The organism is Flavobacterium sp. AC274, assembly GCF_979258275.1.
The window spans coordinates 4,873,824-4,892,374 of the sequence record NZ_OZ409852.1 but is presented as its reverse complement, the minus strand read 5'-3'; the positions used below and the strand labels follow the sequence as shown (position 1 = coordinate 4,892,374).

At 31.7% G+C, this 18,551-nt stretch carries 20 protein-coding genes and 2 pseudogenes; all 22 read left to right on the top strand.

What is annotated here, in order from left to right:
- Positions 1-98 precede the first annotated feature (98 nt).
- The 22 genes and pseudogenes from ACZZZT_RS22170 (at position 99) to ACZZZT_RS22065 (ending at position 18,386) form a co-directional block, all read left to right on the top strand.
- Positions 99-907: pseudogene (locus ACZZZT_RS22170) on the top strand (TssN family type VI secretion system protein).
- 71 nt (positions 908-978) lie between these two features.
- On the top strand, positions 979-1,449 hold the full coding sequence (locus ACZZZT_RS22165) for a hypothetical protein (protein WP_463461969.1): 471 nt from the start codon (positions 979-981) through the stop codon (positions 1,447-1,449).
- On the top strand, positions 1,446-2,114 hold the full coding sequence (locus ACZZZT_RS22160) for a hypothetical protein (protein ID WP_463461968.1): 669 nt from the start codon (positions 1,446-1,448) through the stop codon (positions 2,112-2,114). Before ACZZZT_RS22165 ends, ACZZZT_RS22160 begins: the two co-directional genes overlap by 4 nt.
- A gap of 10 nt (positions 2,115-2,124) precedes the next feature.
- Positions 2,125-2,628 carry a hypothetical protein gene (locus ACZZZT_RS22155; RefSeq protein WP_463461967.1) on the top strand — a complete coding sequence of 168 codons (504 nt, stop codon included), beginning with the start codon at positions 2,125-2,127 and terminating at the stop codon, positions 2,626-2,628.
- On the top strand, positions 2,625-4,022 hold the full coding sequence (gene tssO, locus ACZZZT_RS22150) for a type VI secretion system TssO (RefSeq protein WP_463461966.1): 1,398 nt from the start codon (positions 2,625-2,627) through the stop codon (positions 4,020-4,022). Before ACZZZT_RS22155 ends, tssO begins: the two co-directional genes overlap by 4 nt.
- Positions 4,023-4,481, top strand: coding sequence for a type VI secretion system protein TssR domain-containing protein (tssR, locus tag ACZZZT_RS22145; protein ID WP_463461965.1), 459 nt, complete (start codon positions 4,023-4,025; stop codon positions 4,479-4,481).
- Between the two features lie 124 nt (positions 4,482-4,605).
- Positions 4,606-5,702 (top strand): annotated as a pseudogene (locus ACZZZT_RS22140) (hypothetical protein); the annotation flags it as partial.
- The gene (locus ACZZZT_RS22135; RefSeq protein ID WP_463462482.1) at positions 5,679-6,344 is read left to right on the top strand and encodes a hypothetical protein; all 666 of its coding nucleotides are present in this window, start codon (positions 5,679-5,681) and stop codon (positions 6,342-6,344) included. The pseudogene ACZZZT_RS22140 and the gene ACZZZT_RS22135, both read left to right, overlap by 24 nt.
- A gap of 10 nt (positions 6,345-6,354) precedes the next feature.
- Complete coding sequence (locus ACZZZT_RS22130; protein WP_463461964.1) at positions 6,355-6,660, top strand: DUF5457 domain-containing protein; 306 nt, start codon at positions 6,355-6,357, stop codon at positions 6,658-6,660.
- A gap of 111 nt (positions 6,661-6,771) precedes the next feature.
- Positions 6,772-7,128, top strand: a complete 357-nt coding sequence (locus ACZZZT_RS22125) for a hypothetical protein (RefSeq protein WP_463461963.1) — start codon at positions 6,772-6,774, stop codon at positions 7,126-7,128.
- Between the two features lie 332 nt (positions 7,129-7,460).
- Positions 7,461-7,856 carry a type VI secretion system tube protein TssD gene (tssD, locus tag ACZZZT_RS22120; protein ID WP_042563897.1) on the top strand — a complete coding sequence of 132 codons (396 nt, stop codon included), beginning with the start codon at positions 7,461-7,463 and terminating at the stop codon, positions 7,854-7,856.
- A gap of 1,086 nt (positions 7,857-8,942) precedes the next feature.
- Positions 8,943-9,806: a glucosaminidase domain-containing protein gene (locus ACZZZT_RS22115; protein ID WP_463461962.1), complete on the top strand. Its 864-nt coding sequence runs from the start codon at positions 8,943-8,945 to the stop codon at positions 9,804-9,806.
- On the top strand, positions 9,793-10,350 hold the full coding sequence (locus ACZZZT_RS22110) for a hypothetical protein (protein WP_463461961.1): 558 nt from the start codon (positions 9,793-9,795) through the stop codon (positions 10,348-10,350). The genes ACZZZT_RS22115 and ACZZZT_RS22110 overlap by 14 nt, the downstream gene beginning before the upstream one ends.
- Positions 10,351-10,480: 130 nt before the next feature.
- Positions 10,481-11,938 (top strand): type VI secretion system Vgr family protein, encoded by a 1,458-nt coding sequence (locus ACZZZT_RS22105; RefSeq protein WP_463461960.1) that lies wholly within the window; start codon positions 10,481-10,483, stop codon positions 11,936-11,938.
- Complete coding sequence (locus ACZZZT_RS22100; protein ID WP_463461959.1) at positions 11,935-12,249, top strand: hypothetical protein; 315 nt, start codon at positions 11,935-11,937, stop codon at positions 12,247-12,249. The genes ACZZZT_RS22105 and ACZZZT_RS22100 overlap by 4 nt, the downstream gene beginning before the upstream one ends.
- A gap of 9 nt (positions 12,250-12,258) precedes the next feature.
- Positions 12,259-12,498, top strand: a complete 240-nt coding sequence (locus tag ACZZZT_RS22095) for a hypothetical protein (RefSeq protein ID WP_463461958.1) — start codon at positions 12,259-12,261, stop codon at positions 12,496-12,498.
- 136 nt (positions 12,499-12,634) lie between these two features.
- Positions 12,635-13,378, top strand: a complete 744-nt coding sequence (locus ACZZZT_RS22090; protein WP_463461957.1) for a hypothetical protein — start codon at positions 12,635-12,637, stop codon at positions 13,376-13,378.
- Positions 13,379-13,404: 26 nt separating this feature from the next.
- Positions 13,405-13,602 (top strand): hypothetical protein, encoded by a 198-nt coding sequence (locus ACZZZT_RS22085; protein WP_463461956.1) that lies wholly within the window; start codon positions 13,405-13,407, stop codon positions 13,600-13,602.
- Positions 13,603-13,608: 6 nt separating this feature from the next.
- Entirely contained in the window at positions 13,609-14,622 is a 1,014-nt protein-coding gene (locus ACZZZT_RS22080) for a DUF6531 domain-containing protein (RefSeq protein ID WP_463461955.1), read from the top strand.
- Positions 14,623-14,771: 149 nt separating this feature from the next.
- Positions 14,772-15,875, top strand: coding sequence for a hypothetical protein (locus ACZZZT_RS22075; protein ID WP_463461954.1), 1,104 nt, complete (start codon positions 14,772-14,774; stop codon positions 15,873-15,875).
- A 173-nt stretch (positions 15,876-16,048) separates the two neighbouring features.
- A complete protein-coding gene (locus ACZZZT_RS22070) occupies positions 16,049-17,791 on the top strand; it encodes an RHS repeat domain-containing protein (RefSeq protein WP_463461953.1) in 1,743 nt (580 codons plus the stop codon).
- 7 nt (positions 17,792-17,798) lie between these two features.
- Positions 17,799-18,386: a hypothetical protein gene (locus tag ACZZZT_RS22065; protein WP_463461952.1), complete on the top strand. Its 588-nt coding sequence runs from the start codon at positions 17,799-17,801 to the stop codon at positions 18,384-18,386.
- The last annotated feature ends 165 nt before the right edge of the window (positions 18,387-18,551 follow it).

Here is an 18,551-nt window from a genome sequence, read left to right as displayed (position 1 = left end):
CTATAATAAAAGAGATAACATTTACCTATGAATACAATACTACCCTTTTTTTAAAATACCTTTTAGCGCCGTTTTTGATACTTATTATAACACTCATTATGAGTCAGTTTTCGAGTATAAAAATAAAAGCCAAGGCGGCCATAATATTTATTTTATGCTTTTCGCTCATAGCAGCTTTACCTTGTTTGTTTGCCTTTTTTAACAATGAGTTTATTTGGTTTGGCTTATTGTTTTCAGTATTATGGTACTTAATACTCGGAGTTGGATTGTTGTACTTTATGGATTCTGCTTTGTTTCAAAAGATAGAAATACAAAATAGTGCCCCGGCAAAAGTTTTTCTTTTTTTAATCGTAGCAATTCTCTCCTCCTGGATTTACTATCTGGTGTTTAATTATATCGCGATTTCCAGTTATGCACATATCAGTATGCTTAATATCCTATGGTTATTTGCGCCAATCTTTTTTCAGGAATCAAAGAAAAAATATTTACAGATTCCGGAGTCATTTTATGAATATTGGAGGGTTGGAAAAGAACGTAAAGACATTGAGTATTGGGACAATATTGATAAGTTTCGTTTAATGCAGGTATCAATACATATAAAGAAAAAAGCAATTCTGAATTCTTTTCAAAATTTGATGTAAAAATTGCCCAGGATGTTAATCTGGGTAATTGGTTTGATAAGTTTATTGAAGATCAAAATTATAGATTTCCCAATGATGCCATTGAATCCAGTGCCGAGCATGAAGATAAGGGATGGACTTTTTATACGGCAAAATATTTCAGTTTCCCTTTATTTATTAGGAACCTAAGTCCTTATCAGACGATTTCAGAGGGTAAACTAAAAAACAAACAAACCATTTTTGCCAAGAGAGTTACTTTGAAAAAGCAAAATCCAATAGAGGAATAATTAAAATGAAGTATGGAATACTTCATTAACTAAAAAAACTAACTAATACCAGAATATAACACTTACCAATTATGAAATCAAACATACATTTACCAATTAACTGGACAGATGGTGTAAAACTAACAAAAGACCATTTTATCAATAATTATTTCAATTTTATAACAATTGTCAGTGATTATAATAAAGTTCAGTTAAACAACTTTAATTATGGGGCTATTCAGCCAGCAGGTAATATATCTATAGATGTTGAAATAAAAATTGAAGGCGGACAATTGGTTGCCTATTTAAAAAAATGCGATGTAATTGCTAAAAACGGATATGTAATTTCTTATAATCAGGATATTTATGGTACAAAACTTCCTGAAGCAAGTATCAATGCAAATGATTTAGACCGAAATTCTGCAGAGTATTATTATGTTATTGTTTCTATAAATCCTTACGATCTAATTCCTGTAGGTATTCCTGATCCGGAAATAATTCCGTTACATCATCCTCATGCTCTTCCGGAGATAAAGTTACATATTGTCAAAAAAATGAGGTGAATGATAATTTTTTATCCGGCTACTTTTTAATCGTAAAAAAATTAGCATTTCAAAACGGTACATTCCTTGACGACGGAAAATATATAGCTCCGGTTGTAAAAACAAAAAACAATGAAACTTTAAATCAATTCATTACAAAAGTTAATACCGAATTATATCAGTTAAACGATTTTTCGATAAAAATTCATAAAAAAAACGCGCACAGTTCCAGTAACAACAAATTAGTATCGAACACATTTAGTTTGTGTACCAAAATAATTGATTACTATGCAGAGCATTGCTTTTATCTTAAAAACATAGCTTCTGAAGAAGCTCCGGTGTATATGTTTGACAAAATAATTGTGTTGGCCAATCATCTTATCTCAACATTGACCCTAATGGACGACAAAGAGAAAGAAATGCTTTTACAATATTATTACGAATGGATTGATGTAAAACCTTCAGAATTACTTAGTGTATTGTTTGAAGCAAAAAGCGCTGTTTATGACCATAATGACATTGCGCAAACACTGGAAAAACTAAATCAGTTTCTAGGAATTTTAAAACGTTTATGGCAAAAATTAAGCGAATTAGAATACATCGGAATCAGAAAAGAAAATATTGTAATTAGTGAAGAAACCAAAGTGTCAGCCCCAAAAAGCAATACGTGGTCAATACTAGATTAAACATACAACTATGAAACCACTTAATCACGTTAAAATAGTCAGTAAAAAGCGCAAGTTTTTTATTATGTTTTTTATAACATTCGCTTTTGTTTTTGGTTGCCTCTATATCACGTTGATAACTGCAAACAAAGGCGTTGCCGAGTTAGAGCAAAAACATAAATATTACAATGATATCGCAGTAAAACAAGGCGAAATGAACCTGCTTTTAGATGAAATATTAATAGAAATCAACGATTTAAGATTTAAAGACAGAACTTTAAACGAACGCAAAAACCTTCAGTCTCTGATCAATGAGAAAAGATTTGCCATCAATAACGAGATTCAAAAATCAAAAACAAATTTGACAAATTCTTTTGTTTTATATGAAGAGTTTTTGGTCGAATTACAACATATACAGACTAAAATTGATGTTTTGAAAGAAGCCGAGACAAATTACGACATAAATAAAACTCAGCTAAAAAAATGTATTGATAAACACGATCAGGAAAATAAAAAAAATAATCCCATTTTATGAAGAAGGCAATAGAATTTGATGAAACATATTGGAAAAAGGTAAAATTCAACTTATTATTTATCATCAGTGCTTGTATTATATTTATTGTTGTTACCAAGTTTTTATTAAAAACACCCAATTTTAATAATACAGATATGCTCAACAGAATCAATGATTATGAAAAAATGCAGAAGATTAAAGTAGATTATGCTAATAAATCCAGAAAAATTTTCCAGACCATTGATACTATTAAATATGACATCAACCAGGTACAGCGTATTGATGAAGTAAAAAGAAGGATATCAGATTATAAGCGATTGTATAAGGATAACGAATTTCATTCGTCATATAACTTTTGTTTAATTGGCGGCAACCTGTTAAATGTTTTTTTAGAGATAAACCTTGAAGAAAGTACCGTGAAAAAAACGATACTCTTGTACAAACAAGTCTTAACGAATGTAAAGCAAATTTTAAAAATGAACATTAAAAATAAAACAGTAGTTATCGTTTTGTTTTGTATTGCAATAATTTTGTTTATAGTGGCATTATTATTCCCGTACAATAAAAGATTAAGTAATCTTGATTTTTCAATATTAGACGATAACGATAATCATCAGTATGAATTAAACGAAAAATTATCTTTTAAGATAAATGACAGTACATTAATATCAGATAAAAAAGCAGTCTGGTATTTTGGTAACGGTGATTCGATTGTTAGTAAAGGAAGCGTAAATTATATTTATGACCGATCAGGTAAATACTTAGTAACGCTAAAAATTGATAATAAATTCGATTTTTCAAAACAAATTAATATCGTCAATGGAAGAGCATTGACAGCAAAAGATTCTATTCCAAAAATATTTTGCTCAGAGTTTGGTTATGTGGGCGAAGAAATCGTGTTTACAGGATATTCTCCAAGTTCAAACAATTGGTATTGGGAATTTGGTGAAACCGGAACGATCGATTCTTATGAAAAGCAGGCTATTTATATTTTTACCCAGCCTGGTATTTATACCGTAAAATTGGAAACAGATAAAACCAGATATCCTATAACAAAAGAAATAGAGATTCTTCAATTGTACGAACCATTCAAAGAACCAGAAGTTGTAGATTCTGCAGGTATTGTTTTGAACGATATAAAAAAGCGCCTGCAAATTATTGCCAATCTGGGAGCAAGGGATACAAGAATGTATAAGGAACAGGTTAATTACTTGAAAAATAAATACATCTGCAATGATTTATCTGATGTTGTAGTAGTAGTAAACGAAGAAAAATACAATGATTTTTTAAGTTATTGTCAGGGACTTCATTACTTAGATGGAAATTCTACCATAATTCAGGAAGTAAAATTAGATACCATTAAATGCTTTAAGCAAATAAATGTTACTCAAAAAACTAAAAAACAAAGTAAATAGATGAAAATTAGTATTTTACTTCGATATACCTCGTTGATTTGCTTATTGGTAACAAATGGTGTTTTTTCTCAGGTTAAAAATAGTACAAGTGTTATCGAAAAAACAGGAAAAACAGTAAACACTTATGATAATGAAAAGCAAAAAGAAAGCGAAAAATCACAGCTTAAATTAGTTTTTTCAGATAGAAGTGATAATAATATTTACGAAGAACCTTATGGTGCCAAAGTAAACAATAAAGCAAATATTTTGTCTCCAATGTATGTGATCGATCAAGATAAAAACTATTATGAGGTTGTGGTTGCAGATAAAAAAATGATTGGGAAACCAAAAGGAACATTTTCTGTTTTACGCAGTAAAAAAATCATTTCTCTAATGCAAAAGAAGTGCAGTATCTGGGTTGGATTAAAAAAGAAAATGTCATTGAATACAGCAGAGCGATGCAAAATCAGGTCAATTTAAAGTATGTAAAATATTTTGTGGCTTCAAATACCTTAGACAACTTGTTTTCCAGTGGTAAAAATGTCAAAAAAAGCACACTTTTATTAAAGAACGATCCCAACTTAGAATCAGCATCTAAAAAAATATCAAACTAAATGATTTTGTATATGTATATAAAATCAACAAAACCACCAATTCAGCCTTTGTATCAAATTTTGATGATGTTATGCCAAAAGACACAACCAATCTTAAATATGGTTGGGTTCCTTTGCAATATTTGAATCCTATAGAAGATAATATGGTTGTCAGGCTGAATCCTACAGATACGCTGCATTTTTCTTCAGGGAAAATTAATTTTCTGGCTAATGAATTGTACAAGAATACTTTTTTTGTAAATGAAAATCAGTCAAGTGATCCAATCAAGTTCGAAAGCACAAGTAAAATATCGCTGCCTATAAATGTTTGGAACCACGACAAAAACAAAATTACAAATTTAAAAGGCGATGATATTTCGATTAAAACCATCGAACAAATTGCTTTGGAAAGTAAGAATATTAATTTTTATTACGTTTTTGAGAACAACAACTCAACAAAGCAATATTTAAAAAAAACACTTTCGGCATTACAGAATCTTAAATTAACGACCAGTAGTGAATTATATGCCAATTATAATTTTACATATTCGTTTATAGCAAAAGGGAAATCTAAAAGTTATTATTTAATAAAATCCCAATCTTTTTCAAAATGGTTTGATTTAATAGAGAAAAGCATTAAGACACCGGATGAAATTTTGGATGAGAATATTTTACGCAACAGCAATACAAATATTAGCCAGTTTTTGAGTTCAGAAACAAATTTTGAAAATAACTTTTTTATCCTGACAGGTTTAGATGGATCTATAAACAACGTTTTACCGGATAGTTTCAATATTTTGGCAAAAAATAATGCTAAAATATTATTCATTATTTTTAAAAATGAAAACAATTCCGATAACCAGGATTTCATTCTGCAGAGTAAAATGTATTTAAGCGAGGCAAGTAGTGCCAATAAAAAAATATCCAGAACTATTATGTTGACCCAAAACTGATTGCAAAAAACGATGAGTTTATATACAATGGCGATGTCGATAATGATTATATCTACGATGCACCATTAAAAAGTAATTTTAATGGAGGCATCATTTTTCCTAAATTAAATGGAGAGCTTACACCGGAAACTATCAATAAATCCATTGACAGCGTTATTAGTAAAACTATTAAAACAAATAATACATTATTAAAATCACTGACACAATACAAAAATGAGTTTAGCTTTTTAAGAAGTCAGCCAAGCGGAACGATCAATAATCTTATTCAAAATTATCCGCGAAAAGACAGTACAAGCACCGACATACCTAAAAACTATAAAAGCGAAACATTTGTAATAAATGCAAAAGATACTCTTAACAGTAGTTTAGAAAACAAAGTCCATATTTTACTGACTGAGAGTGAAATTAAGCAGCTTATAGAAAACTACAGAGAATTAATTAGCAAAGAATATACAAACGCAAATATTGATAAAGTCGAGATTTTAAGCTTTAGAGACAGATGTAAAATGTTTGCTAGTAAAATTAGACAAACAGAGTCAATAAAAAACAGAAGTTCTTTGGCAGATTTACTTTATTTCAAGACAAGAGTATTTGTAAACAGTCCTGATTTGCATGAAATAAGGATTAAAGATATTCGAAAGTTTAAGAAAAAGCCGGACCAATTCAGAACAATTTTTACAACTTTAAACAGTAAGGTTGAGGTTTTAGAAAAAATGCAGCGCAATAATACTTTTGAGGTTTTTGACGATGAATCTCAGACTAAATATTATTATATATCAAAAAAACTTCTATTATAAAATAAGGATTATGGAGATTATGAATACGATAGAAATGACAAAACCTTTGCATGAAATAATTTTAGAGTTATTTTATTTTGAAAGCAAAGGAAAACCGTGTGAACTCACAAAAAATGAAATTTTATGGAGACTTAAAGATCCGGGTATTACTGAATATCAAATGGAAGAAGTGCTCAATTGGATGGTACATCATAAAAAACTAACTGAAAGTCTGGGGGTTTATTCCCTGGATCGCTTTGAACTGATAGATTTAGAAGAAAAATTTAAAAACGAAAGATTGAATAAAGAAAAAAACAAGAACCTATTTTTTTACTAATTACAGTACCATAAACAATATTCATAGTGCGGTGAGACCAAAACCCATAGAGATAATTGTTCAGTACATTTTACCAACGTTTTTACTTTCCTATATTGTTTTTATCTTTTTTTGGTAAACAAGCTAAATAAAAATTTTGAAGTCAATAACAGCAAAATTGAAGATGTAAGTGAGTTAACACTTAAAGAACCTAAAACCGGAGTTATTAAGAAAAAAGCAGCTTTATCAGACAAGGAAGTTAAGCGCTTGTTTTCTAATCAGCATCAAAACATTTTATATTTAAATAAAACGATTGATTCTTTACAAAAACAAGTAAACAAAATAAATGAAATCCATACAATTGCGACTTCTGATATAAAAACTCAGATAAATTCATTGCAGCCTCAGGTCAATGCTATCATCCTGCATATTACGGTTGTGCTTCTGGGATTTATTTTATTATTTTTTATGAAAAATATTATTAATTAATATTTCACATTTAAAAATCCATATAAATTCTCTGCAAGCCCTGCAAATACTGTATTCTTACATATTTAAATTGCTTCTCGGAAAAATATTTTACTATTTTTGATGAAAAAGATTACGTATTAACTTGTTTATTTAATTTGTATTTGTATATTCGTACAAATTATTGATTGCGAATCACCCTCACCTTCCTACAAGAAGCAATTAAAAAAAGTACATTAGTACAAAAAAGAGGTATTCTAAAATCATGTAGAATACCTCTTTTTTTGTTAATACTAGTCATACAAAATAAAGAGGATTCTAAAAAAACATTTTTTAACTTAATTATTTTTATTATGGCATTTAAAGCAATTTTAGAATTCGAAGGAAACGAGTACCAAGTATTATTCTCAAAAGTCGATATGTTAAGACATACTGATGGTAAAGGAGCAGTTTCATCTGAAATTAAAGGAGGTAGATTAAACCTAAAATTAAAATCTACAGACAATACTACTGTTATCGAACAGGCAGTAAACAGTCAGCACAAACCTGTAAGCGGAAAAGTAAAATTTTTCAAAGCAGATTCTGAACAAGTAATGAAAGAACTTTCTTTTGAAAATGCATTTATTGTATTCTTCAGTGAGCAACTTGATGCTATGGCAGAAACTCCAATGACTACTGAGATCACTTTCTCAGCAGAAAAAATTACATTAGGTAATGCAACATTAGATAACAATTGGGCTAAAATCTAATTTATCTCAATTATCAGGAAGCGGTCAAGCACCGCTTCTTGTTTTTATAAAATCTTAGTGTTTTAAAATAGTAATATTTTTTACTCATCTAACTTATAGGAGTTTTCTAACTATAAAGAAAATATCTGTAATTTTTTGAGAACTATTTGTGTGGTGATATTTTTTTCTTCTTTTTTATGCGGATGAGAAGAATAAAAATAAATTAGAATTACAAGATATCAAACAAAAATTAGGCTAATCATTACTAAAAATGAGTAGTTATCTAGCTGTAATTTTATTTGTTCTTAATGCCTTGAATTGAAATGTATAAGGTAACTGATACTAAATAATAAGATATGCAACAACAAGATTTTCTTTATAGTAATTTAGATAAGAACTTTTTATTGAAAAAGATGTTGTCTGGTATTTTATTCTTGATGCTATTTGGAATTTTTTACATGTATTCTTTTATTATATTGATGACTATTGAGTCTATTGACAGGAATTTTTTAGCTGAATATTTCTATATAATGAGAGTAGGAATAGCAACATCTTTAAGTTGTTTATTCATGTTTTTATTTTATGATAAAAAAATCCTCTTTTATCTATTTCAAAATTACTTCTGCTATTATTTATTGCCAGTTTTTTTCAGCTGTATTTGCCTATCTGTTTAAGAATAGTCCTTTTTGGGTTTTGAAATATTCTATTGGTATTATAACAGGACTTTTTTTAATTCCATATATAATGAAAAAGAAAAAAGAAATAGCTTCTCAGGAGTAGTTTCACTATTTGCACTTTTATTATGCGAAAATCTGGAGCGTTTTTTAATAATGGATCCCCCAGATTATCCATCAGTTTTATATATCAAATCATTTCCACATATATTTCTTTGGTGTGGAACAATTGTATTTGTTTTTTCTCGTCGTATTTTTTTGCAAAAGGATTGTTGATCAAAAATAAATTTGTTAGTAGAAGCTCTAAAATATTGGTAAAATGAAATAAAACCAACCTAAACCTAGTAAACGACCAAAATAATATTCTGAATAAACCGAAATAAGATATATGATTTAATGTGTATTGAAATATTTCAAATTAATAAATTTTACCATGGCCAAATCTTCATCCTCAGGAAAACATAAAAATGCCAGCTCATTAGGTGTTAAAGGTCCTCAATATAACAGGCAAACAGGTCAATGGGAAAATACAGATAAGTTGTCGGCGATGATGCAGCGAAGAAGCGTACAAGGCTATCGTGTTGCAGAAGATGTTAAATCTAAAAATTTAAGTTCATCATTTAAAAAAGAAAAACTTCTTCATCATGAGTTTTTGACAACAATTGCCATTGATATTTATGATTTTGCAAAAGCAAAAGGAGCATCTGGTAAGGGTGCATTATTAGTTTTAGCGCAGGCAAGTTTAGAAAGCGGATATGGAGTATCTGCAATAAAAAACGGCGATTATAATTTATTTGGAGTAATGGGGAAACCTTCTAAAAGAAGTACTACTCACGGTAGTGTGAAAGATTATTCAAGCTTGGGAGGTTATCAGGCGGCTTTGACAGATTATTTTAATAAAATAAATAAAAACTGGAGTTATTTTTCAACAATAATAACTCAGGATAATATAACAGCAGATGATATTGATAAAGCTTTCAATACAGGAAAATATTATCCAACAGAAAAAGAAAGACATGCTGGTAAATATACCTATAATGCCGATAAGGATAGTGCAGGTAAAAATCATTATGGGGAACATTTATTAAATCAGATAAGCGATTTTAAAAAACGTTTTAAAAAGAGTTTAGACTATCAAGTTGAGGAAAATAAAGAAAGATTAAAGGAAATAAATGCCCTCTTAACAAACAACTCCATTTTATTCACAGATCCGGGAAAAATTAAACTAGAGGATGAAAAGAGATTACTTATTAGACAAAACGAAAAATTCAATTCTATTTCAAATGAAATTAACTAATTTTTTTAAACTCAAAATAATTTTAATTGTTTTTGTTTTTTTTGGATGTAATGCAAAGACCAAAGAAAAAGATATTTCAAAACAGATAGTCAAAAATGAGCAAAATAAATTAGAAATTGACAGCCTTGAAGTTAAAGACAAGGTAGGAGCTTTATATACGATTAAGTATTATAATGATAGTATTCATATTAGTCAAAACAAAAAAGATATTATAAAAATAGGATATCTAAATCGATTCGATAAAGTATTTCCTTTAAATGGCCTGATTGTAAATGATAAATCCAGAGATTGTTATATCACAGATAATGAAATGCTTTTATTACCATTAAGTGAGGTTAATAATAGAATAAACCTGATAGTAATTGATCTAATAAATAAAAAACAAATTAACTATCAATTTAAAGAGACATCCGATGATATCCTGACAACAGCTATCAATTCTTTTTATTTTAATGAAAAAAGCCAGATAATTATAAGTACAAATAGCTTGAATTATGAAGGAAAAACAACCGTTCATTATTACAAACTAGGAAAAAAACAATAACACATCAAGGAACTAAAGACCTGGATTTAACCGCTGAAATGCTTGAAAGCAATGAAGCTTTTTTTAAGTTTTTAAATACAAATAACAATAATATTCCTTAAGATTTGCTACTAATACAAAAAAATAAACTATGACACCACCAACAATAATTTTTGGAATAGATTCTAAAAAAATAAGCCACTTTACCAGCATTGAGTTGGTACAAGTAATAAATGACCATCATCGATTTGAAATCCTTGTTCCACATGCTGCTGTAGAAAGTCCTTTGGCATATACGCTCGAAAATGCACAGGCATGGTTAGGTAAGGTAGTACACATTGTGCTGGAAGAGAATAATAATTTTTTGGGAGTTGTTACCAATATAGATTTCGATCAGGAAGACGGACATTCAGGAAATCATATTGTGGTTTCAGGCTATTCTAAAACCATATTATTAGAGTCTGGTGAAAAGTTGCATTCCTGGGAAGAACTGCCTTTAAAAGATATCATAAAAGAGGTAATAAAAAATGGAGCAGGAGAACAGTTGCAAAATGATATCAATCCTGAATATACCAGTAAGATGGATTATCAGAATCAATATCTCGAAACAGATTTTCAGTTCATCCAGAGATTAGCAAAACAATACAATGAATGGTTGTATTATGATGGTGAAAAATTAATATTCGGTAAACCTAAAAGCTTTGATAGTCCTATATCGTTAACTTACAATAGTGAGATTTCCAAACTAAAAATATCAGTGCAGGCCGTCCCTAATAAATTTAGTGCTTTTACATATAATGAAGGTGCTGATAAACGCTATACTGCAAAATCAAAAGACACAGTAAGCGGATTGCCAAAATTAGGTAATGAAGCATTTGCAAGCTCAAAAGAAGTGTTTGCAACACCTGCGTTTACGCATGGTATAGTGAGTACCGGTGATGATTTGGTTTTAGAATCTTTCTTAAAAAAGAAACAGGAAAGCGCAGCAGCCAATACTAATTATGTTTCAGCAACTACAAAAAACTCAAAACTAAAAGTAGGAAGCATTGTTACCATACAATCAAGTGTTTTAGAAAACTCAAGTATGTTGACACAAGAAGTAGGCTCTTTTATAATTACAGAAATTAGTCATTATGCGACACATTTGGGAGAGTATGAAAATAATTTCAGGGCCATACCTTCAAAAGTACTGAGTTTACCGGAACCGGATGTTGCGTATCCAATTGCTCAAACACAGCAGGCTGTAGTAGAAAGCAATACAGATCCTCAAAATAAAGGTAGAGTCAGAGTTCAGATGCTTTGGCAGCAAGGCACTCAAATGAAAACCGCCTGGCTGCGTGTCATGACGCCTGATGCTGGTAGTAGTGATAAAGTAGGAACCAATCGAGGAATGGTATTTATTCCGGACGTAGGCGATCATGTAATGGTACATTTTCGTTATGGTGATCCTAACCGACCTTTTATTTTAGGAAGTGTTTTTCACGGAAAAAGCGGCGGTGGCGGTGGAAAAGACAATAACAAAAGAAGCTTTGCCACAAGAGGCGGAACTTCGCTTATTCTCGATGAAGAAAAAACACCTTTACGGCGACAGATCCAAGTGGTAATATGATAATGCTTAACGGAGACGGAACAATGACTATTTATGCGCCAAATAAGGTCGATATACAATCAAAAGAAATAAACCTTATTGCTGATGAAAAAGTAAGCATTAGCGGAACTAATGAAATAAGTGTTGACAGTAAAAAAGTACTCGTTTCCGGGACAGATGAAGTGACCGTTAAAAGTGATACTCAAATTACTGATGAAGCACCAAGTATTAATATTAAAGGGAAAAATACAATTCTGGCAGAAGGAATGGTCGTTGATATAGATGGTAAAACTATGACTAACGTTAAAGGTGGAATCGTAAATTTAAATTAAAAATTAGAAATGAATAACGCTCACAATCCTATTGCCGTAAGAGTCGAAAACATTCAAAAAATATGGAATAAAACCAGAAAAGACAAACCAAAAGCACAAATATTCAGCATGGTTTGTTCTACAGAGGATTTCCCGTTGCTGGATGGTTTTATTCGCTTAGAATCTTCGGTATATGGCAAATCAGATGATTCGTTTGTTGCTTTTATGATTGATTTTTATGATAAAAAAGTTTTTACGCCACGATTATAGAACAATGGATACTGACTTTTGAAGAAGACCTGAAAAAAATCCCGGTTGGAAATGGGAAGACTTTGAGTTTTTTAAGCAAATATTACCGGAAATCGATAAGCTAAGCATCGAAAATCTTAAAGATTTTTATATTAAAATGCTGGTAAGTTTTAAAAAGTTTGAGGCAAAAACCGGCAACCTTTTAATCGTTAGTTTTTTAATAAAAAAAGCCACTAATCCTGATTTATTAATAGAGAGTATAAAAGAACTTACAGTCTTATTACCAGACAATATAGGGTTCTTATTTCTTGATTATAAGGAAAGAAAACTGTACAATAAACTAATTGATTTCGTAAAACAAAAAGGAACCATAATAGAAATCCCTAATCAGGAAATAAATAAAGCGTATAAGGAAATAGCCTCACAAGGAAACCCAAACGATCCGCAGGTGCGCTATAGAAAATGTTTATTTGAAATTGGTGAAGCGGCAAAAGATAAAAAGCAGGAAAAAGTAAAAAAACTGGGCAACGAGCTTATAGACATTAGCAAGAGTACAGGAGAAACCAGTTTTTGGGCTTCCTCTTACCTTGTTTACGCCAGTTTTTTATTTCAGTTTAAGGATGAGCAGGAACTTATTCATCAATTATTGGATAAAGGGATAAAAATAACAACGCCTTTTTATAAAGACAAGCAAGATATTGCAGGCATCTTGATGCAGCTGCTCATGTACAAAGGTTCACATTACAGCATCATGGGAAAACGCGATACTGCTATAGATTATTTTTTAAAGCAAACCGCTATAGCTAAAGAAGTCCAGCAGGAAATGCAGGTAATAAACGGCTATAATTATGCACTGTTATTGGCTGCAAAAAAAGAGACCAACAATATACCGAAATTTTAAACGATGCTTTCGAATACGGATATGCTTTGACAGATGAAACACTCAAAATCATCAATTTTACTTTTATTGCCAACAGTTATTTAGAAAACGAGTCAAAAATTAATTATTCAGAAAAAGAAGCTATTTCGAATAGAATGGTATTAATTTTTGGAGAAAACTGGAAAGACAATCCAAAACAAATTGCAAAACAAATACAAGAGGAATATCAATTAAACAATACGTAATTAATTATGTTATTAACCGATAATCATTTAACCATTGTAATAGGCATAGACATTCATTTTGTGACTATTGCCCCGGCAAATCCCTTAGGCATTCATCCATATGTAGGTATGGTTATTGATCCGGCAGATTATATTCCTTTTATAGGAACCAATGTGCATGTTAACGGATTTAAACGAGGAAATTCAGATACAGGGGGAATGTTGGTGACTTTACAGCATATTATGCTTTTTTCACCTTGGATTCTAACCCCTATTATTGGGCACGAGAGTATGAACTTTTTTGCTTCAGAAAAAGTATATTCAGATGGTACACGTCTTAGTCCAAAAGGATATATGCTGATGACCTGCAATGATATCGGGATTCCATTATCAATGTCTATCGGTAAAACCAAAGTAGGAAAAAAAATGCTTCCGTTTGCACCTACACTTTTTGCGCCAACTTCTTTTTCATTACCAATCCCTACAGGTAAACCGGTAATGGTAGGAGGTCCTTATTCTCCGGATTGGGCAGGAATGCTAACGGGTTTGGCAGCCAGTATAGGTTTTAGCACCTTATTGAAAAAACTAAGAGGCCTTGTTAAAAAATTCAATCTTAGCGGTAAATGCCCCGATGGACTCAAAAAATTACTTTGTCGATTTGGGTTCGAACCTATAAATCTTGTTAACGGAGCCGTTATTTATGAAGGAAGCGATTTTGATATTGCAAGTCCGATACCGTTAAATTGGCAACGCAACTGGTACTCAGATTCTGGGTATATCGGATGGCTTGGTCATGGCGTGCATTGTGTATATGACAGGGCTGTAGAGTTATATCCGGATGAAGATGCTTTGGGACTTCGTATGGACGATGGACGACTAGTAGGGTTTTCTGCCCTGATGCCCGATGAAGAATTTTACAATCGTGAAGAAAAAACAACATTAAAAAGAACCCCAGACGGATATCAGGCTTACGACCACACCGGCAAACTTTTTATGATTTTACCCTTTTTGACGGCAAAAAATACCAACTTACACAAATAACCAATCAAGATGGGCTGTGCATTATTTTTGAATTTACAGGATATCGCCTGAACAAAATTATCGATGCAGCAGGCAGGGAAATAAAAGTAAGTACCATAAACGGACTTATCCAGAAATTAGAACTGCAGGGGCCCGAAGGAGACGAACTTTTGATAGCATACGAATATGACGAGCACCAAAACATGTCTGCCATTATAGATGCTTTGGGTAAACCAACCGTTATTAAATTCCAAAACCATCTTATGGTGGAGAAAACCGACCGTAACGGACAGACTTTTTATTGGGAATATGATTCGCAAAACCGCTGTGTACACACTTGGGGCGATGGCGGATGGCAGGAAGGCTGGATCGAATACCATCCCGAAGAAGGCTATAACCTTGTAACCGATGCCAACGGAGCCGTAACCACCTATTATTATGAGCCAAGCCAGTTGGTAACACAGGTAAAAGACCCTATGGGCAACAGTGTTTTTTATGACTATACAGAGTTTATGGAACTCTATCGCGAAATTGATCAGGAAGGAAGAATTCTGGGATTCAATTACGACGATATGGGCAATAAAATCGCCACGACCTATCCTGATGGTACCGAAGAAATGATGCTCTACGATGACGAAAACCGACCATCGATAGCCATAGATCCCGAAGGGCAAAAAACAATATATTTATACAAAGACCAAAACCCGCACCAGCTAAAAACCATTATAGCACCAGACAAAACCAGTACCCATTTTACCTATAATACTGACGGACTTTTGGCGAGCGTTGCCAAGAACAACAACGAACTCGAACTGGTTTATGATGAGCAGTATAACCTTATTGAATGGCGCGAAAACGACCAAAAACTAAAAACATGGGAGTATGACCATCGTGGTCGCGTACGTGCGATCTATACCCCAATGCAAATGGCAGATTATTTCAGTTATGATGCGCTTGACAGGGTAAGGCAAATTGTAGAGAAAGACAGCAACATAGTACAATTTAGTTACAATAGTTATGATGATGTGGTAGCCTTAAAAGACAACAAAAACAGCATTAAGTTTACGTACACACCATTAGGAAGCCTTTCTACAAGAGAACAAAATGGCGTAAAAGTACGTTTTGACTATGACAAGATGGAACAGCTCGTAGGGATTAAAAACGAAGACCATGAAGCTTATTATTTTGTTCGAAACAAAGCCGGATACATTGTAAAAGAAACCGCTTTTGACGGTATCGAAAAAAATACAGCCGCAACCTTGCCGGAGAAGTAACCCGAATAGATCATGGAGACGGAAAATTTACAGAATACGAGCAGGATGCCTTAGGACGTATTACCAGAGCCGATTATCATGACGGAACCTGGGAAACCTATACCTACAATAAAAATGGATTACTAATTGAAGCAGTTAACCAAAACGTAAGCATACACTTTGAGCGAGATGCTGTGGGACGTGTAATAAAAGAAACCCAAAAACAACAGCTTGATTCTAATAAAAATGGGATAACTCTAATAGCAATTTATAATACCTTCGGACAACGTACTAATATAAGCACAAGCCTTGGTGCTGATATTAATACTAGTTATGACCAAAAAGGAAGATTAGAGCGAATAGAAGCACAAAGTAACGAACTTAAGGAGCAGCACCAGTCTTGGGAAACTACCTTGAGAAGAGACGAGTTAGGGCGTGAAATAGAACGTTTTGCTACAGGCGGACTGCACATAAAAACGAGTTACAACAATAGCGGCAAGCAAAAGGAGCAGGAAGTATTTGCTAATGGCAGACGCACCGGAGCGCGTTTTTATAATTGGGACACCAATCAGCAATTAAGAAGCGCAGTAAACCAAATGACCCAAAGTTTGACCTATTTTGATTATGACGATTTTGGAAACCTTGCCAAAGCCAGTTATGATGGAAAAGAAGAGTTGTACAAAACCCCTGATGCAGTGGGTAATTTATATAAAACGGCCGACCGCAGTGACCGTAAATACGGCAAAGGCGGAAAACTACTGAAAGATGAAAAATATTATTACAAATACGACAAACTGGGGAATTTAATACACAAAAGCCCCCGTGATATTACCAAACCGCTTGTTTTTGAAAAAGCAACAAACTTCTTTGATAAACTTATAGGCAATAAAGCCGAAGAAACAAGCTTACAAGAAGAACATGAGCAGTGGCAGGACGGAGATACCCTCTATAAATGGTTGGCAAACGGGATGCTTGAAAGCGTAATAAGCCCTGATGGAAAAATAGTAAGTTTTGAATACGACGCACTTGGAAGACGTACGGCAAAAATTGCAAACAAAGAAATTTTTAGGTATTTTTGGGATGGAAATGTTCTTATTCATGAGTGGAAATACAAATTAAAGGAAAGACCTAAACTTGTTGTTAACGGTGATGATTTGGTTTACGATAAACCTGAACCAATTGAAAATTTGTTTACTTGGGTGTACGAGGAAAGATCCTTTGTACCAATTGCTAAGATTGTAGAAGACAACAAATTTAGTATTATAAATGATTATATTGGCAGACCTGTACAAGCTTATGATGAATTAGGAAATCTAGTTTGGGAGACTGATTATGATATTTATGGAGGTTTAAAAAATTTAAAAGGAGACAAATCATTTATACCTTTTAGACAACTTGGCCAATATGAAGATGTAGAGACAGGTCTTTACTATAATAGGTTTAGATATTATTCTGTAAGCACTGGATTATATTTGTCTCAAGATCCAATTAGACTTTTGGGAGGGAATGCATTTTATGCGTATGTAATGGACTCAAATAGCCGGGTTGATAAATTTGGATGGTATTCAGATTTATTAGGTAGCGGTATGGGACATCATCTTATGCCTAGATCTGTAGCTAATAATTTAGGTATAACCGAATTGGCACAGACAAATTCTATTGCTTGGTATCCTAATGATGGAGCAAATACCGCAGCATTACATGGCGAGATGCATACAAATCTGATAAATGAAGGAGTGCCTTATCATGGTTCTAAATTTACTGGAACTGCTGATGATTTTTTTGATAAGGGAGCAAAAGCTTATAAAGACATTGATACCAAAGGATATATGAAGATACCAGGAACAGATGATATTTTATATGAAAATATGACACCTGGCGAAGCGTTAGATAAATTAAAAGAATTATATAAAAGCAAAAAAATACCTTGTAAATAATATTATTATGTTAGAAAAGAAATTAACTATTACAGATTACGGAATATATATAATGTCAGTAGATAAATTACTGGTTTTTTTGAAAGAAAATAAAATAAAGAGTAAAAAAATATTGGAAGTTTTTCAAAAGAATCATGATTTGTATATAAAGTCATTGCAAGAAGGTGTTTGGATTCCTATTGTACCTATTGAATCAACGAAATATATTATTAGTGAAAACGATATTTATTTCAATAACGATTGGGAAAAGCAATTTAAATATGAAAATTTTAATCTTGATTTGAGTGATAATACATTTTGGGTTGGATCGTTCGGGAATTTATTAAATTTAAATGTAGAACAATTTACAAATTCTACTAACGATAGTATATCATATCAAACATTAGATGGGATTACTTTGTATAAATCATTTAAATTCAAATTAGAAAGTGGTAAATACTTAGTTAATATAATTGGTTATAAAAGAAAAAATAAGTTAGAATATCCTGAGGCTAATTATGGTTACTCATTTGAATTTAAAAAAATTCAGGAATTTAACGGTTATATGGATCCTAGAGAAGATGATAAGTATTTGTTTAATTTGTCAAAATATTAGATGATAATTATAAAATAAAAATAAAAAGCAGGGTATTATTCTCTGCTTTTTATATTTAATAAAAGTTTCAAAATGATTGATTATTAAATATTTTTGTAGTAAATTTCGTTATTTAAAGTCAGGTAAAGTGCTGTTCTTGGGTTGAAAATGTTCTTATTCATGAGT

Bases quoted from the DNA above. Each gene is read 5' to 3' on its own strand.
- ACZZZT_RS22105 (WP_463461960.1), top strand. From the start codon at position 10,481: ATGACACCACCAACAATAATTTTTGGAATAGATTCTAAAAAAATAAGC.
- ACZZZT_RS22100 (WP_463461959.1), top strand. From the start codon at position 11,935: ATGATAATGCTTAACGGAGACGGAACAATGACTATTTATGCGCCAAAT.
- ACZZZT_RS22090 (WP_463461957.1), top strand. From the start codon at position 12,635: ATGCTGGTAAGTTTTAAAAAGTTTGAGGCAAAAACCGGCAACCTTTTA.
- tssO (WP_463461966.1), top strand. From the start codon at position 2,625: ATGAAGAAGGCAATAGAATTTGATGAAACATATTGGAAAAAGGTAAAA.
- ACZZZT_RS22110 (WP_463461961.1), top strand. From the start codon at position 9,793: ATGAAATTAACTAATTTTTTTAAACTCAAAATAATTTTAATTGTTTTT.
- ACZZZT_RS22130 (WP_463461964.1), top strand. From the start codon at position 6,355: ATGGAGATTATGAATACGATAGAAATGACAAAACCTTTGCATGAAATA.
- ACZZZT_RS22165 (WP_463461969.1), top strand. From the start codon at position 979: ATGAAATCAAACATACATTTACCAATTAACTGGACAGATGGTGTAAAA.
- ACZZZT_RS22080 (WP_463461955.1), top strand. From the start codon at position 13,609: ATGTTATTAACCGATAATCATTTAACCATTGTAATAGGCATAGACATT.
- tssR (WP_463461965.1), top strand. From the start codon at position 4,023: ATGAAAATTAGTATTTTACTTCGATATACCTCGTTGATTTGCTTATTG.
- ACZZZT_RS22095 (WP_463461958.1), top strand. From the start codon at position 12,259: ATGAATAACGCTCACAATCCTATTGCCGTAAGAGTCGAAAACATTCAA.
- ACZZZT_RS22115 (WP_463461962.1), top strand. From the start codon at position 8,943: ATGGCCAAATCTTCATCCTCAGGAAAACATAAAAATGCCAGCTCATTA.
- ACZZZT_RS22065 (WP_463461952.1), top strand. From the start codon at position 17,799: ATGTTAGAAAAGAAATTAACTATTACAGATTACGGAATATATATAATG.
- ACZZZT_RS22155 (WP_463461967.1), top strand. From the start codon at position 2,125: ATGAAACCACTTAATCACGTTAAAATAGTCAGTAAAAAGCGCAAGTTT.
- tssD (WP_042563897.1), top strand. From the start codon at position 7,461: ATGGCATTTAAAGCAATTTTAGAATTCGAAGGAAACGAGTACCAAGTA.